The following is a 15,424-nucleotide window of genomic DNA, read 5'->3' as shown; positions in this document are numbered from 1 at the left end:
CGTGGGCCGTCCGAGGACGGCCCACGGATCACCACGTGTCCCGGAGGGCCGTGGTCCTACGCGGCGCCGGTGAGCGAGGCGAGGTACGCGTTCGTCTTCTCGGGCTCGAAGAAGAAGTTGTCGAAGTCCGCGGGGTTGTTGAACCCGTTGGCGAACCGGTCGGCGGCGGGCTGGAGCTGCCCGGAGGCGCCGATGAGGTTCAGCACGTGCTCCGGCGGCGGGCCGAGCATCGCGTTCGTCCACTTCACGACGTGCTGGGTGTTCTCCCAGTGCCGCTCGAACGTGGCCTCCATCCACTCCTCGTCGAACGGACGGTCGCCGTGTTCGAGGATCGAGTGCAGGTAGGAGTGCGCGCACTTGGACGCGGTGTTGGAACCCTGGCCGGTGATCGGGTCGTTGGCCACGACCACGTCGCCGACACCGAGCACCAGACCGCCACCGGGCAGCCTGCCGACGGGCTTGCGGACGGTCGGGGCGTAACGGCCCGCCAGCGTGGCGTTGGCGTCCGTCAGTTCGACCTTGGTGGCCCGCGCGTACTCCCACGGGGTGAACTGCTCCATGAGCTCCAGCGTCTTCGCCAGGTGCTCGGAGGGGTCCTTGATGCCCTGGAAGGCGTCCAGCGGGCCGCCGGGGATGCCTTCCCAGAAGAGGATGTCGGCGCGGCCCGAGGTCGTCAGGGTCGGCATGATGAAGAGCTCGCCGACGCCCGGGACCAGGTTGCAGCGCACCGCGTCGAACTCCGGGTGCTCCGGGCGGGGGCCCAGACCGTGCACGTAGGCGACGGCCAATGCACGCTGCGGGGCGTCGAACGGCGAACGCGAGGCGTCCCGGCCGAACATGGAGACGAGCTCGCCCTTGCCGGCCGAGACCATCACCAGGTCGTACGTGCGCGAGAAGTAGTCCAGGTCGGAGACGGCGGCACCGTGGATGACGAGCTGCCCGCCGCGCTGGGCGAAGGTCTCCATCCAGCCGGCCATCTTCACCCGCTGGTCGACGGACTGCGCGTAACCGTCCAGCTTGCCGACCCAGTCGATGACGCGCGAGGAGTCCGGTCCGGCGACCGAGACACCGACGCCCTCGATCTGCGGGGCCTGCGACTCCCAGAAGTTGAGCTGGAGGTCGCGCTCGTGCTGGAGAGCCGTGTGGAACATGCACTGCGTCGACATGACCCGGCCGGACCGGATCTCGTCCGCCGTGCGGTTGGACATCAGGGTGACTTCATATCCTCGGGACTGGAGTCCGAGGGCCAGCTGGAGACCGGACTGGCCGGCTCCGACTATGAGTATCTTCCGCATCGCGGTTCTCCGTTACGTGTACTGGGTGCGTGTGTCTATTCGGGCGCGACGTCGAGCGCGTGGCCCACCAGGGCGAGCAGCGACTCGACAACCGTGATCCTCTTACGCGCATCCATGATCACAACAGGCACGTGCGGCGGTACCGTCAGGGCCTCCCTGACGTCGCTCTCCTCGAAACCGGGCGATCCCTCGAAGTGGTTGACGGCCACGATGTACGGCAGGCCGCAGCTCTCGAAGTAGTCGAGCGCGGCGAAGCAGTCGGCGAGCCGCCGGGTGTCGGCCAGGACGACGGCGCCGATCGCGCCGCGCACCAGGTCGTCCCACATGAACCAGAAGCGCTGCTGACCGGGGGTGCCGAAGACGTACAGGACGAGGTCATCGTCGAGCGTGAGACGGCCGAAGTCCATCGCGACGGTCGTGGTGACCTTGTCGGGAGTGGCCGTGAGGTCGTCGGTCTCCTCACTGGCCTGCGTCATCAGCGCTTCGGTCTGCAGCGGGGTTATCTCGGAGACCGAGCCGACGAATGTCGTCTTGCCCACGCCGAAGCCGCCCGCGACCACGATCTTCGTCGCGATCGGCGCACGGGTGTGGTCGAGCTGCCAGGCCTGGACCGCATCGGCGGGCGCTTCCTGCGCGTCCCGCCGGCGCGGAGTGAAGAGCGGCGCCTCAGAGACGGCGGAGTCCATTGAGCACCCTTTCGAGCAGCGCGCGGTCGGGCTGGCCGGTTCCATGACCGGTTCCGTACACGCGGATCTTTCCCTGGTCGGCCAGGTCGCTGAGCAGCACCCGGACGACACCGAGCGGCATCTTGAGCAGGGCCGAGATCTCGGCGACCGTACGCATGCGGCGGCAGAGTTCGACGATGGCGCGGAGTTCCGGCATGACGCGCGAGGCGAGATTGCCGTTCGTCAGCTCGCGGCGCTCCTCGGGAGCCTCCAGCGCGGCGACGAAGGTCTCCACGAGCAGGACGTGCCCGAAGCGGGTGCGGCCGCCGGTGAGGGAGTAGGGACGGACCCGTGCGGCCTTGCGGTCGGCGCCCCTGACGGGGAGTTTTCGTACGGGTTCAGCAGCTGACGTCACTGGGTGCTCTCCATCGATTTGCGCAGCTCACTGCGGAGTTCGGGGGTGAGTACGTGTCCTGCACGACCGACGAAGAGCGCCATGTGGTAGGCGACGACGCTCATGTCGCAGTCGGGGGTGGCGTGCACACCGAGCAGGGAACCGTCGCTGATCGACATGACGAAGACGCTGCCCTCGTCCATCGCGACCATCGTCTGCTTGACGCCGCCGCCGTCCATCAGCTTGGCGGCACCGATCGTGAGGGACCCGATGCCGGAGACGATGGTGGCGAGGTCGGCGCTGGAGCCCCTCGGGCCTCCTTCGCCTCCCGCCGCCCTGGCCGACGCGAGACCGGGGTCCGAGGAGAGCAGCATGAGTCCGTCGGACGAGACGACGGTGACCGAGTGGACCCCTGGCACCTCCTCCACGAGATTGCTCAGCAACCAGTGAAGGTTCCGGGCCTCGGTGCTCAGCCCGAATGTGCTGGGCGCAGTCAACTGCGTGCCTCCTCGACTGTGTCCCCCGTCTCATCGATTCGACCGTCGTTACGGTCGGTCAGCTCGGTTTGGTCGGTCTGTGGGGCGCTCTCGGCGATCTCCGCCTCGACATCGCGCCGCCCGTCCTTGGCGCCCTGGTGGAAGCCGCCGAGCCTGCGGCGCAGGGCTTCCTTGTCCAGGGTCCCCTTGCGCTCGGTGGCCGGGGCCGAGGGCGGCGCCACGATCTTGGGAGTGCGCTTGGGCAGCCCCTTGTCGGTGAGGCGCGCGGGCGAGGGCGCCGGGTCGGGCACTTCCTCGCCCAGGCCGGTCAGCGGCTGCCGGGGGCCCGGCAGGGCGTCGGCCGCGGGGGCGGCGGGTGCCGTCACGGGGCCGGCGTCGGCGGCCCGCTCATGGCGGTCGGGGCCGATGGCGTACGGGCTCGGCTGGTCAGGGCTCTGCGCGTACGGGCTCGGCGCGTCCGGTCCTTGGGGGTACGTGCTCCGGGCCTCCGGGGCCTGGGCGTCCGGGGCCTGGGCGTCCGGGGCCTGCGTCTGCGGGCTCGGCGCCTTTGGCGGGGCGCTCGGCTCGGTGTTCTGCTGCGGGGGCAGCCGGACCTGCATCGTGGTCTCGGCCTCGGACTCCACGGGAGCCGTGGCCCCGGCGGCCGGCGCCGGGGCCGCTTCCGGCGCTTCGGGGGCGGACGCGGGGCCAGGGGCCGCCTCGGTCGCGGCCGGTCCCGCCTCGCGCAGGGTCTTCTCGGCCGCGGCGATCAGCGGATCGCCACCGGACCCGGACGAACGGGCGGGCAGGGCGTTGGAGTTGGCCTCGGCGACCGAGCCCGGGAGGTTCAGCGTGGGCGCGTCCCCGGGCATCTGCACGGGCGGCGGGGATGCCGCGGGCGGCGCCTTGGGCAGCAGGGCCTGCGGAAGGACGACGACCGCTGTCACCCCGCTCCCCTTCTGCTCGCGCAGCTGAACCCGTACGCCGTGGCGGGCTGCCAGCAGCGAGGTCACCTGAAGACCCAGCCCGGCCCCGTCAGCGGCCTGTTCGCCCGCCTCGAAGGACGCCGGGTCCGCCAGCCTGGCATTGAGCTCGCTCATCCGGACCGCCGACATGCCGATGCCCTCGTCCTGCACGGAGAGCATCACCTCCCCGGTCTCCAGCAGCCAGCCGGAGAGCTCGACATGGGAGTCGGGCGGGGAGAAGGACGTGGCGTTCTCGAGGAGTTCGGCGACCAGGTGGCTCAGGTCGTCCGCGGCGAAGCCCGCGACCTGGGCGTGCGGCGGCAGGGACTGGATGGTGACCCGCTCGTAGCGCTCGATCTCACTGACGGCGGCGCGCAGTACGTCGACGAGGGGGATCGGGCTCGCATGCCCCTGGCCGTGCTCGGTGCCCGCGAGGACCAGCATGTTCTCACTGTGCCGCCGCATGACGGTGGCCATGTGGTCGAGCTTGAAGAGCGTGGCGAGGCGCTCCGGGTCCTGCTCGCGCTCCTCCAGCCCCTCGATGACTCCGAGCTGACGCTCGACGAGGCCCAGGGTGCGCAGCGAGAGGTTGACGAAGGTGTGGTGGACCGTGTTCCTCAGCCGCTCCAGCTGGCCGCCGAGTTCCGCGACCCGGACCTGGAGTTCGGCCCGCTGGAGGGTGAGGGCCTCCCGGCCCGCGATGAGTTCGCCGCGCTCGGTCTGCAGGCTCTCCAGCTGACCGGTGACGCCGTGGTGCAGCCCGTGCAGCTTGCCGTGCAGGGCGTTGATGGACCGTACGACCTGGGCGAACTCGTCGTTGCGTCCGGTGTAGCGGACCGGTTCGGCGGTCTCGGGGTCGGCGGCGATGCGCCCCGCGCCGATCCGCAGGACGGCGAGCGGCTGGGTGAGGGTCCGGGCGACGGCGGTGGAGACGCCGATGGCGATCAGCAGGCAGCCGCCGAGCAGGGCGAGGCGCAGCTCCAGGGCGGTGACGTCGTCGTCGCGCAGCCCTTCGAGGCGCTGGACCTGCGCGGTGCCCAGCGCGGACTCGACACCGCGCATGCGGTCGATCCGGGCGGAGAGGGCGGCTTCGAGCTTCTCGGGGTCGGTCGCGCGGTCCGAGTCGGACAGCTCCGGGCGGTCGGTGAGCCGGGTGAGGTACTTCTCCGCCTGGGTGACGTCGGAGCCGGTGACCGTGGAGCTCAGCTTGTCCCGGGCGGGCGTCCCGGCCGCCTGGTCGAACTCGGCGAGGGAGGCGAGCTCGCGCACCCGGGCCTGCTGCGCGGCGGCGCTCAGTTCGTCGCGGTTGCGGTCGTCCTCGTCGCTGCCCTCGTCCTGGCTCTGGACGGGCAGTCCGGTGAACGGGTCGATCTGCGGTTCCTGCGGCTCCGTGCCGGGCACGGCGAGCGCGGCCAGCAGCAGCCCCCGGGTGGCCGCCGCCTGCTCCACCGCTCCGCCGAGGGCGAGCGGGGCGCGGGTGGCGTCCGCGGCCCGGGGCGGGGTCTTCCCGGCGAGCTCGTCGGCGAGGCCGTGGAGCTTCGCGATGACCTCGGAGTACGCCTGATAGGCGTCCATCGCCGAGCCCTTGCCGGTGAGCGCGGTGCGGCGGATGGAGGGGATGGTGGAGAGGTCCCGGCGCAGCGCCGCGGGGGCGGCCTCCCGGATCTCGCCCACCTGCTGGTCGACGCGGACCGCGGGGCTGGTGGAGCCTTCGGCGGTGTCATCGGTCCCGCGGCCGGCCGCGATCCGCGCGATCACCTCGTCGCGCTCGTCCGCGAGGGAATGCGCGAGCGTGATCGCCTGCTGGTTCAGCTCGGCGAGCGTCACCAGGCTCTGGGACTCGTTGAGATCGGATGAGGCGCCGAGGGCAGCAGGGGCGCCTGCGGCTATGACGGTGATCCCTACGACGGCGACGCCGGCGACGAGCCGGCTGCGTACCCTCACGGTCCGCTTGGAGGCACCCGCTGCCTGAGGCGTCGCCCCGGACTCCTCGCGCGTGCTGTCCTTGCTCCGAGGCCGCTTCTTCTGCACCGGTGCTCGCAATCTTGACTCGTCCGCCCTTGAAGCAGAGGTGACGCACGGTCACTTAAATGGACACCCCACCCTTATGGGCGCCGTACGGCTTCCGACCATTCCAGCGCTTTTGAGAGGGGGCCGTGCATCAACCGCTCCGCCACTCGAAGGAGTGAACATCACTCCGGAGTTGGCGAACAAGTCTCCCCACGGGCGCCGACGGCCATGCACGAGCGGCCGGGTGGAACTTCCGGCCAGCCTTTGGCAGTATGCCCGCCCGCATATGCGCGGAGCCCGGCGTTCCACCTGTGGGGCCACTCTGACCTGCTGGTACGGCCCAACCGTGGGTTCGTGCAGGCCCCGTGAAGGCTTGGTGCAGACTGACTGGATGCGCATCGAACTCGCCACCGAGCCCGGGAGTCCCGAACGCCCCAACGAGGACTGGGCGTCGGCCGCCGTCCCCGCAGGCGGCCAGGGAGGCTGCCTGATTCTGCTCGACGGAGTCACGCCACCGAGCGGCAGCGACGGCTGTGTGCACTCGGTCCCGTGGTTCACCGCGAGGCTCGGGGGTTCGCTGGCCGAACTGTCCGCTTCGCGGCGTGATCTGACGCTGGCGGAGATCCTCGCGCTGTCCATTCGGCACACCGCCGACACGCATCGTTCCCGGTGTGACCTTTCTCACCCCCGTACTCCTCAGGCGACGGTGGTCCTCGCGCGCTGGGACGGCCTCCTGGTCGAGCACCTGGTGCTCTCCGACTCCGTCCTGCTGCTGGAGGCGCCCGACGGCACGGTCGCACCGCTGCTCGACGACCGCCTCGACCGGCTGCCTCCGGGCTCGCTCGCGTCGGAGGAGATCGCGGACGCACGGGCACGGAACAAGGAGGGCGGCTTCTTCACCGCCGCCGCCGACCCCTCGGTGGCGTCACGCGCGGTGACGGGCGAGACCCCCCGGGACGAGGTCCGGGCGCTGGCCGCGCTGACCGACGGGGCGAGCCGCTGGACGGAGAAGTTCCGGGAAGGCGACTGGACGGCCACCCTGGAGGTTCTTCGGAAGTCGGGACCGCAGGGGCTGATCGACCGGGTCAGGGAGCTGGAGCGGGCCGACACCGAGCGCGCGTATCTGCGCCGCGGCAAGACGCATGACGACGCGACGGCCGTGCTCGTGGAGCTCTGAGCCGGACAGGCGCCCGCACCGCTCCCCCGGCGGCCGGCCGGACCCGCCTCACTCCCCCGCGCGCTCGTTGAAGTGGTGCAGCAGACGCGCGAGTTCCGCGACCTCGCCACGGTCCCAGCCCGCCAGCTTGCGGGCGTAGCGCCCGCGGCGGGCGTCCCGGACCTTGCGGAAGCGGGCGAGGCCCTCGTCGGTGAGGTGGACGAGGGAGGCGCGGCCGTCCGCCGGGTCGGTCTCCCTGGCGACCAGGCCGAGCGACTCCAGGGCGCGCAGCTGACGGCTCATGGTCGCCTTGCCCACCCCGAAGTAGGCGGCGAGATCCGTGGCCCGCTGCCGGCCCGCGGATTCCAGCCGCACGAGGAGCCCGTAGGCCGCGGCCTCCAGGTCCGGGTGGACCTCGCGTGCCATCTCCCCCGAATTGGCGCGCGCCCGGCGCAGGAAGACCGCCAACTCGCGCTCCAGCGCGAGGAACTCATGGTCCACACCACTTCCGGCCGTGGCGCCCGGTTCACCGCCGCTTCCGCTCCCGTGCACGTCAGCACCCCTCACAAGCTTTCCAGCCGATGAAATTTTCTTTCAACTCCGGTCATCACCGCAGCTGGGCCAGTATTTCGCAGGCGTAGACCTCCGGCAGCGGCCAGGCCCCCTTCCGGAGGGCGGGTCTACGTGCGTAGCGTCATGGGTGCCAAGGGTGGCATGTCCACACCACGGCGCACGTTCCTCAGGGGCGTCCCGCACCCGCTCCTGGGCCATGAGCTCCCCCACCGAGCCCTCGGAGGCACGCAATGCCCGTGCACAGATCCGGAACCCCCACGTCCCGCCGCTCCCGCATGGCAGCGGCGGGCACGTTCCTCGCCGCTCTCGCCCTGCTGTTCACGCTGCCCGGTGCGGCGTCCGCCGCCGACACCGAGGTCATCCCCGAACGGGGTACGGCGAGGATGGGCCAGGGCGTGATCGCCCACGACGGCCAGAAGAGCGGCGGCAGCCCCATAGGCGCGGCCGCGGTCCAGACGGAAGGTGTGGACGTCAGCAGCCACCAGGGCAACGTCGCCTGGTCGACGCTGTGGAACAGCGGCGTGAAGTGGGCCTACGTGAAGGCCACCGAGGGGACGTACTACAAGAACACGTACTTCACCCAGCAGTACACCGGCTCGTACAACGTCGGCATGATCCGCGGCACCTACCACTTCGCCACTCCGGACACGACCAGTGGCGCCGCCCAGGCGAACTACTTCGTCGACAACGGCGGCGGCTGGTCCAGGGACGGCAAAACCCTGCCCGGCGTGCTGGACATCGAGTGGAATCCGTACGGCGCACAGTGCTACGGCAAGACCCAGGCCGCCATGGTCGCCTGGATCCGCGACTTCGTGAACACCTACAAGGCGCGCACCGGCCGTGACGCGGTGATCTACACGGCGACCAGCTGGTGGAAGGACTGCACGGGCAACAACGCGGGCTTCGGCGCCACCAACCCGCTCTGGGTCGCCCGCTACAACACCACGGTCGGTGAACTCCCGGCGGGCTGGGGCTTCTACACGATGTGGCAGTACACCTCGTCCGGCCCGACGGTCGGCGACCACAACCACTTCAACGGCGCCCTCGACCGCGTGGTGGCACTCGCCAACGGCTGACCCCGCACGACGCGGTACCGAGCCCCGGTGACGAGCTCCAGGTCACCGGGGCTCGGCGCTGCCCGCGGCCCACTATGCATGACGCGTATACACGCTATGTATAGTCGGGGCGTGCCACACCACCGGTGTGCGGCCGAGCCGTTGGGGAGTGACGCGCTGTGTCTGTTGTGCCCGGAAAGATGTCTTCTTCGCGTGCGGGGTTGGCCGCCGCTCTGGTGACGGCCCTCACACTGACGCTCGGCGGGTGCGGGATGCAGACCACGGCACCCGGATCGGCGCGTGCCGAGGCCGCGTCCGACGCCAAGGGGTCGTTCGGTTCCGTGGACTGCCGCAAGGCCAAGTGCATCGCCCTGACGTTCGACGCCGGGCCGGGGAAGGACACCCCGCGGCTTCTGGACATCCTCAAGGAGAAGAAGGTGCCGGCGACGTTCTTCCTGCTGGGCAGGGACCATGTGCTCAAGCACCCCGACACCGTGCGGCGCATCGCGGCAGAGGGCCACGAGGTCGCCAACCACACGTGGTCGCACGAGATCCTGACCGACCGGAAGCCCGATGAGATACGCGCCGAGCTGAAGAGGACCCAGGACGCGATAGCGGCGATCACCGGCACGAAGCCACGGCTGATGCGCCCGCCGCAGGGCCGCACTGACGACACGGTCTCCGAGATCAGCAAGGAGCTGGGGCTGTCCCAAATCCTCTGGAGCACGACCGCCAAGGACTTCTCGACGAACGACTCGGCCCTGATCAGGAAGCGGACGCTCGACCAGGCGGGCAGGGACGGGATCATCCTGCTGCACGACATCTACAAGGGCACGGTCCCCGCGGTCCCGGGCATCATCGACGCCCTGCGGGAGGACGGGTACACCTTCGTGACCGTCCCCCAGCTGATGGCCCCGGCGGAGCCGGAGCCCGGCACGGTCTACCGCCCCTGACCCGCTCCGCACGCGGAACGGCCCGCCCTCCCGGAGGAGGACGGGCCGTCCGTACCGGCCGTCGGCGTGATGCCACGCCCGTCACAGCATGGCGCCTACGCGGCGGCCGGGATCCTTTCCTCCAGCCTGGCCGAGGCCGGGGCGAGCGCGATCTCCAGGACCTGGCGCACATCGGTCACCGGGTGCACTTCCAGGGTCTCCAGGACCTCGGCCGGGACGTCGTCCAGATCGGCCTCGTTGCGCTGGGGGATCACCACGGTGGTGATGCCCGCCCTGTGCGCGGCCAGCAGCTTCTGCTTCAGACCGCCGATCGGCAGCACCCGTCCGGTCAGCGACACCTCACCGGTCATCGCCACGTCCGTGCGGACCAGCCGCCCGGAGAGCAGCGAGGCCAGCGCGGTCGTCAGGGTGATGCCGGCGCTCGGGCCGTCCTTCGGGACCGCGCCCGCGGGGAAGTGGATGTGCACACCCCGGTCCTTGAGGTCCGCGACCGGGAGCTCCAGCTCCGCGCCGTGCGACCGCAGGAAGCTCAGCGCGATCTGCGCGGACTCCTTCATGACGTCGCCGAGCTGGCCGGTCAGGGTCAGCCCCGAGGCCCCGGTCTCCGGGTCGGCCAGCGACGCCTCGACGAAGAGCACGTCACCGCCGGCCCCGGTCACCGCGAGCCCGGTGGCCACACCCGGCACCGCGGTGCGGCGCTCGGCCGGGTCCTGGGCGGACTCGGGCACGTGGTGCGGCCGGCCGATCAGACCCCGCAGGTCCTGCCCGGACACCGTGAACGGAAGCTCCCGCTCACCCAGTTCGTGCTGGGCCGCGACCTTGCGGAGCAGCCGTGCGACAGCCCGCTCCAGGTTCCGCACCCCGGCCTCCCTGGTGTACTCGCCGGCGAGCTTGCGCAGGGCGGACTCGTCGAGGCTCACCTCGTCCTTCTCCAGACCGGCCCGCTCCAGCTGGCGCGGGAGCAGGTGGTCCCGGGCGATGACGACCTTCTCGTCCTCGGTGTAGCCGTCCAGCGTGACCAGCTCCATGCGGTCGAGCAGGGCCTCCGGGATGGCGTCGAGGACATTGGCCGTCGCCAGGAACACGACGTCGCTGAGGTCGAGTTCGACCTCCAGGTAGTGGTCGCGGAAGGTGTGGTTCTGCGCCGGGTCGAGCACTTCGAGCAGTGCGGCGGCCGGGTCGCCCCGGAAGTCGGAGCCGACCTTGTCGATCTCGTCGAGCAGGACGACCGGGTTCATCGAACCGGCCTCCTTGATCGCCCGCACGATCCGCCCCGGGAGCGCGCCGACGTACGTACGCCGGTGGCCCCGGATCTCCGCCTCGTCCCGGACACCGCCGAGCGCGACCCGGACGAACTTGCGCCCCATGGCGTGCGCGACGCTCTCCCCGAGCGAGGTCTTGCCGACCCCGGGCGGACCGACCAGCGCGAGCACGGCCCCGCCGCGCCGCCCGCCGACCACGCCGAGACCACGGTCGGCGCGCCGCTTGCGCACCGCGAGGTACTCGGTGATGCGCTCCTTCACGTCCTGGAGGCCGGCGTGTTCGGCGTCCAGGACCGCCCGGGCGCCCCGGATGTCGTACGCGTCCTCGGTCCGCTCGGTCCACGGGAGTTCGAGGACGGTGTCCAGCCAGGTCCGGATCCAGGACCCCTCGGGGCTCTGGTCGGAGGCGCGCTCCAGCTTGTCGACCTCCTTGAGCGCGGCCTCACGGACGTGCTCGGGAAGATCGGCGGCCTCGACGCGTGTGCGGTAGTCGTCGGACTCGTCCTCCGGGTCGCCGTTGAGCTCGGAGAGCTCCTTGCGTACGGCGTCGAGCTGGCGCCGCAGCAGGAATTCGCGCTGCTGCTTGTCGACGCCCTCCTGGACGTCCTTGGCGATGGACTCGGCGACGTCCTGCTCGGCGAGGTGCTCGCCGAGCCACTGGACGGCGAGCTTCAGCCGGGCGACCGGATCGGTGGTCTCCAGCAGCTGGACCTTCTGGGCCATGGTCAGGAAGGGCGAGTACCCGGAATTGTCGGCGAGGGCGGAGATGTCCTCGATCTGCTCCACCCGGTCCACGACCTGCCAGGCACCGCGCTTCTTCAGCCAGCTGGTGGCCAGCGCCTTGTACTCCCTGGCCAGCTCCGTGACAGAGCCGGGAAGGGGGTCGGGCAGCGAGACGTCGATCCGGGTGCCTTCCACCCAGAGCGCGTTCCCGGGCCCGCTGGTTCCGGCGCCGATCCGCACCCGGGCACGCGCGCGGATGAGAGCGCCGGGGTCCCCGTCCGACAGCCGCCCGACCTGCTCGACGGTGCCCAGGACGCCGGTCCCGGTGTAGTTCCCGTCGATGCGAGGCACGAGCAGCACCTCGGGCTTGCCGCCTCCGGGCCGGGCGACGGCCTGCGCCGCCTCGACCGCGGCACGCACCTCCGCGTCCGACAGATCGAGCGGGACCACCATGCCCGGCAGTACGACCTCGTCGTCGAGCGGCAGCACGGGCAGGTCGATCGGAGTGGATGCCCTGGACGCGTTGGACTCTGCAGTCATGATCTCCCCTTCGGCAGGCAAGTTGAGCTATGTGGGCTCAATGCTTGTGAGCCTCCGGATGTTCCCCCTGCCGTGTTCGCTGTGAGCGATCATCCGCACCACCGGGCTCCACCTGCGACGATCCGCTCACGGCGGGGCCCGCGCGGCGCCTGCCTCTACGGCAGCACCCCGGAGGCCGCCGCCATTCCCGCCACCCCTGCCCTCCCCCGCGGTCCGGCCCGGACGTCCCTGGCCGCGCCTTCCATGGGCCGGGCTCCCGACGGGCCGCCGGATCGCCCGGACCGGAGGGTGAGAACCGAGGAATTCACTGGCCCGCGGATACCGCGCGAGGAAAAATGGGCGGACTCGGAACCGCCCACCGGAGACCGGAGACACGCCATGCCGGCCACAGACACCCGCCGCCCCGTCGTCCTCGACCGGCGGGAGGGACCGTTCGGCGAAGTCGTCCTGCGTGAGCGCGGCGAGGACTTCGAGATCATCGCCAACGGATGCTTCCTGATGGACACCTCCGACGGGCGTTCCGAGCGGCTCCTCGTCGACGCGGCGCTCGCCGCCCTTCCCACCGGGCGACCGGGCCCGTCCGTGCTGATCGGCGGGCTCGGCGTCGGGTTCTCGCTGGTGCGGGCCGCCTCCGAACCGCGCTGGGGCCGGATCACGGTCGTGGAGCGGGAGGAGGCCATCGTGGACTGGCACCTGGACGGACCGCTCGGCCGGATCTCCGGCGCGGCGCTCTCCGACGAGCGGACGGCGATCCTCCACACCGACCTCGTCGCCCACCTCAGCGCGACCACGGAGCGTTACGACGCACTGTGTCTGGACATCGACAACGGCCCCGACTGGACCGTCACGGAGGACAACGGAAGCCTCTATTCCGCCACCGGTCTCGCGGCCTGCCGAGCACGTCTGACGCCCGGCGGAGTCCTCGCCGTATGGTCCGCGCAGCCGTCTCCGGACTTCGAGGAAGCACTGCGGAATGCCGGATTCCACGCGGTAAGGACTGAAGAAGTAGCCGTTGCCCGAGGTGTGCCGGACGTGGTCCATCTCGCACTGCGGAGCGACTGAACCCCCACCCGGTATGCGCACCCCCTTCCCGCCAAGGATCACGGGCCGCAAGTCCGCCGATCCGTCACTATCCCGTGGGTAACACCTTCACGACGGACAACACCCTGCGTAGCCGAGAGGCGTCCTCTGCCTTTACGCTGCTTGGCGGCACAAGGGATCACCGACGAAATCCACAAGCGATAACCGTGCCTCCGGGGGAATGGCCTCCGCGAGAACGGGCAGGGGCGGGGCGATGGAACAGACACACACCACCCACAACGGCGTCGCGGCCACCCCCGGGGCTCAGCGCCGGGTGCTGGTGGTAGAGGACGACGCGACAATCGTCGACGCCATTTCCGCCCGGCTGCGGGCCGAGGGCTTCCTGGTGCAGACCGCACTGGACGGGCCCGCGGCCGTGGACGCGGCCGAGGCCTGGCAGCCCGACCTGATGGTGCTCGACATCATGCTTCCCGGCTTCGACGGCCTGGAGGTCTGCCGTCGTGTGCAGGCTCAGCGCCCCGTGCCGGTGCTGATGCTCACCGCACGAGACGACGAGACGGACATGCTGGTCGGGCTCGGGGTCGGCGCCGACGACTACATGACCAAGCCGTTCTCCATGCGGGAACTGGCCGCGCGGGTCCACGTCCTGCTGCGCAGGGTCGAGCGGGCCGCGCTGGCCGCCGTGACGCCGCGCAGCGGGATCCTGCGCCTCGGCGAGCTGGAGATCGACCACGCGCAGCGCAGGGTCCGGGTGCGCGCCGACGACGTCCACCTCACCCCGACCGAGTTCGACCTGCTGGTCTGCCTGGCCAACACGCCGCGCGCGGTGCTGTCCCGGGAGCAGCTGCTGGCCGAGGTCTGGGACTGGGCGGACGCCTCCGGGACCCGTACGGTCGACAGCCACATCAAGGCCCTGCGCCGGAAGATCGGCGCCGAGCGGATCCGTACCGTGCACGGTGTCGGCTACGCCCTGGAGACCCCCGCGCCATGACCCGGCCCGGCTCGGGACTGAGGCCCTTCTCGATCAAGGCCAAGCTGGGCACCCTCGTGGTGATCTCCGTGTTCATCACGACGGGCCTGCTCATCGTCGCCCTGCGGACCAGGACCGAGTTCCGGTTCATCACGGTCTTCTCGGTCATCGCCACCCTGCTGATCACCCAGTTCGTGGCGCACGGCCTGACCGCCCCGCTGGACGAGATGCGCGCCGTCGCGCGCTCGATCTCGCACGGCGACTACACGCGCCGGGTGAGCGGCGCGGGACGGCGTGACGAGCTGGGGGACCTGGCGCAGACGATCAACCGCATGGCGGACGATCTGGAGGCCGAGGACCTGCACCGCAAGGAGCTGGTCGCGAACGTCTCGCACGAACTGCGCACTCCCATCGCCGCGCTCAGAGCCGTGCTGGAGAACGTGGTGGACGGGGTGTCCGCCGCCGATCCGGAGACCATGCGCACGGCGCTGAAACAGACCGAGCGCCTGGGCCGGCTGGTGGAGACCCTGCTGGATCTCTCCCGGCTGGACAACGGTGTGGTGACGATCAAGGCAGGCCGCTTCGAGGTCTGGCCGTATCTCTCGGGCGTACTGAAGGAGGCGAACCTCGCCGCTTCGCAGCGCAGGCTCTCCTCCGGTTCGGGCAACCACTCCCGTACGGACGTCCATCTGCACCTGGACGTGTCGCCGCCCGAGCTGACGGCGTACGCGGACGCGGAGCGGCTGCACCAGGTGGTCGCCAACCTGATCGACAACGCCGTCAAGCACAGCCCGCCGCACGGCAGGGTCACGGTGCTGGCTCGGCGCGGGGACCGTCCCGAGTCGCTGGAGCTGGAAGTGGTCGACGAGGGTCCCGGCATCCCGGAGGCCGAGCGCCACCGGGTCTTCGAGCGCTTCAACCGCGGCCAGGCACCGTCCCCGCACGGTCCGGGCAGCGACGGCGGCACGGGACTCGGGCTGGCGATCGCCCGCTGGGCGGTGGATCTGCACGGCGGGCGCATCGGTGTGGCCGAATCTGCCCGTGGTTGCCGGATTCAGGTCACTCTTCCGGGGAACCCTCAACCACTGGGTTGACCTGGTGTTCGAAGATCTGGGCCCCCTTCTCTCCTGGTCCAGGAAAGAGATACGGTCCAAGGGGCCGTAGCACCGGCCCTGCGTACCGAAGGGCAGCGGAACCCTGCTTGTTTCCCGCCATTTCATGCGCCGAAACCCGGCTTCCGATGTGATGTGCACGACGAAGACCGGCCCGGCCTGCACGTAACGGCCAGGGAGGCGTAGCCTTGATTTCCGCTGTCCATCACCTTGTGAAGCGGAAGAGGGCGGTTG

The 15,424-nt window shown here is 70.7% G+C and carries 13 protein-coding genes; 6 read left to right on the top strand and 7 right to left on the bottom strand.

The annotated features are described in order from the left end of the window. Positions 1 to 56: 56 nt before the first annotated feature. The 5 genes from AMK10_RS05150 to AMK10_RS05130 are packed head-to-tail and all read right to left on the bottom strand — an operon-like array spanning position 57 to position 5,826. Entirely contained in the window at positions 57 to 1,295 is a 1,239-nt protein-coding gene (locus AMK10_RS05150; protein ID WP_073745177.1) for a styrene monooxygenase/indole monooxygenase family protein, read from the bottom strand. Positions 1,296 to 1,330: 35 nt separating this feature from the next. Continuing rightward, entirely contained in the window at positions 1,331 to 1,981 is a 651-nt protein-coding gene (locus AMK10_RS05145) for a GTP-binding protein (protein WP_073745175.1), read from the bottom strand. Further along, entirely contained in the window at positions 1,962 to 2,375 is a 414-nt protein-coding gene (locus AMK10_RS05140; RefSeq protein ID WP_073745173.1) for a DUF742 domain-containing protein, read from the bottom strand. The genes AMK10_RS05145 and AMK10_RS05140 overlap by 20 nt, the downstream gene beginning before the upstream one ends. After that, complete coding sequence (locus tag AMK10_RS05135) at positions 2,372 to 2,851, bottom strand: roadblock/LC7 domain-containing protein (protein ID WP_073745171.1); 480 nt, start codon at positions 2,849 to 2,851, stop codon at positions 2,372 to 2,374. The genes AMK10_RS05140 and AMK10_RS05135 overlap by 4 nt, the downstream gene beginning before the upstream one ends. Continuing rightward, on the bottom strand, positions 2,848 to 5,826 hold the full coding sequence (locus AMK10_RS05130; RefSeq protein ID WP_073745169.1) for a sensor histidine kinase: 2,979 nt from the start codon (positions 5,824 to 5,826) through the stop codon (positions 2,848 to 2,850). The genes AMK10_RS05135 and AMK10_RS05130 overlap by 4 nt, the downstream gene beginning before the upstream one ends. A 370-nt stretch (positions 5,827 to 6,196) precedes the next feature. Here AMK10_RS05130 and AMK10_RS05125 point away from each other — a divergent pair, with 370 nt between their 5' ends. Further along, positions 6,197 to 6,982 (top strand): protein phosphatase 2C domain-containing protein, encoded by a 786-nt coding sequence (locus AMK10_RS05125; RefSeq protein ID WP_073745167.1) that lies wholly within the window; start codon positions 6,197 to 6,199, stop codon positions 6,980 to 6,982. A gap of 48 nt (positions 6,983 to 7,030) precedes the next feature. Here AMK10_RS05125 and AMK10_RS05120 read toward each other — a convergent pair whose 3' ends face one another. Beyond that, on the bottom strand, positions 7,031 to 7,513 hold the full coding sequence (locus AMK10_RS05120; RefSeq protein WP_073745165.1) for a MarR family winged helix-turn-helix transcriptional regulator: 483 nt from the start codon (positions 7,511 to 7,513) through the stop codon (positions 7,031 to 7,033). 251 nt (positions 7,514 to 7,764) lie between these two features. On the opposite strand from AMK10_RS05120, the gene AMK10_RS05115 reads away from it, so the two are divergent. Further along, entirely contained in the window at positions 7,765 to 8,610 is an 846-nt protein-coding gene (locus AMK10_RS05115; RefSeq protein ID WP_073745163.1) for a lysozyme, read from the top strand. Positions 8,611 to 8,789: 179 nt separating this feature from the next. After that, positions 8,790 to 9,542 carry a polysaccharide deacetylase family protein gene (locus AMK10_RS05110; protein WP_198959625.1) on the top strand — a complete coding sequence of 251 codons (753 nt, stop codon included), beginning with the start codon at positions 8,790 to 8,792 and terminating at the stop codon, positions 9,540 to 9,542. A gap of 95 nt (positions 9,543 to 9,637) precedes the next feature. On the opposite strand, the gene lon is transcribed toward AMK10_RS05110, so the two are convergent. Continuing rightward, positions 9,638 to 12,067, bottom strand: coding sequence for an endopeptidase La (gene lon / locus AMK10_RS05105; protein WP_073745159.1), 2,430 nt, complete (start codon positions 12,065 to 12,067; stop codon positions 9,638 to 9,640). Between the two features lie 378 nt (positions 12,068 to 12,445). On the opposite strand from lon, the gene AMK10_RS05100 reads away from it, so the two are divergent. From AMK10_RS05100 to AMK10_RS05090, 3 genes are all read left to right on the top strand, one after another. Next, on the top strand, positions 12,446 to 13,129 hold the full coding sequence (locus AMK10_RS05100) for a spermidine synthase (protein ID WP_073745157.1): 684 nt from the start codon (positions 12,446 to 12,448) through the stop codon (positions 13,127 to 13,129). Between the two features lie 232 nt (positions 13,130 to 13,361). Next, positions 13,362 to 14,099 (top strand): response regulator transcription factor, encoded by a 738-nt coding sequence (locus AMK10_RS05095; protein WP_014154105.1) that lies wholly within the window; start codon positions 13,362 to 13,364, stop codon positions 14,097 to 14,099. Next, positions 14,096 to 15,172: a HAMP domain-containing sensor histidine kinase gene (locus AMK10_RS05090; RefSeq protein ID WP_073745155.1), complete on the top strand. Its 1,077-nt coding sequence runs from the start codon at positions 14,096 to 14,098 to the stop codon at positions 15,170 to 15,172. Before AMK10_RS05095 ends, AMK10_RS05090 begins: the two co-directional genes overlap by 4 nt. Positions 15,173 to 15,424 lie beyond the last annotated feature (252 nt).

Origin of the sequence: Streptomyces sp. CB02058 (genome assembly GCF_001905505.1) — a bacterium.
Lineage (GTDB): Bacteria > Actinomycetota > Actinomycetes > Streptomycetales > Streptomycetaceae > Streptomyces.
Note: the sequence above shows the minus strand (reverse complement) of the source record. Positions and strands in the feature narration are given on the sequence as shown.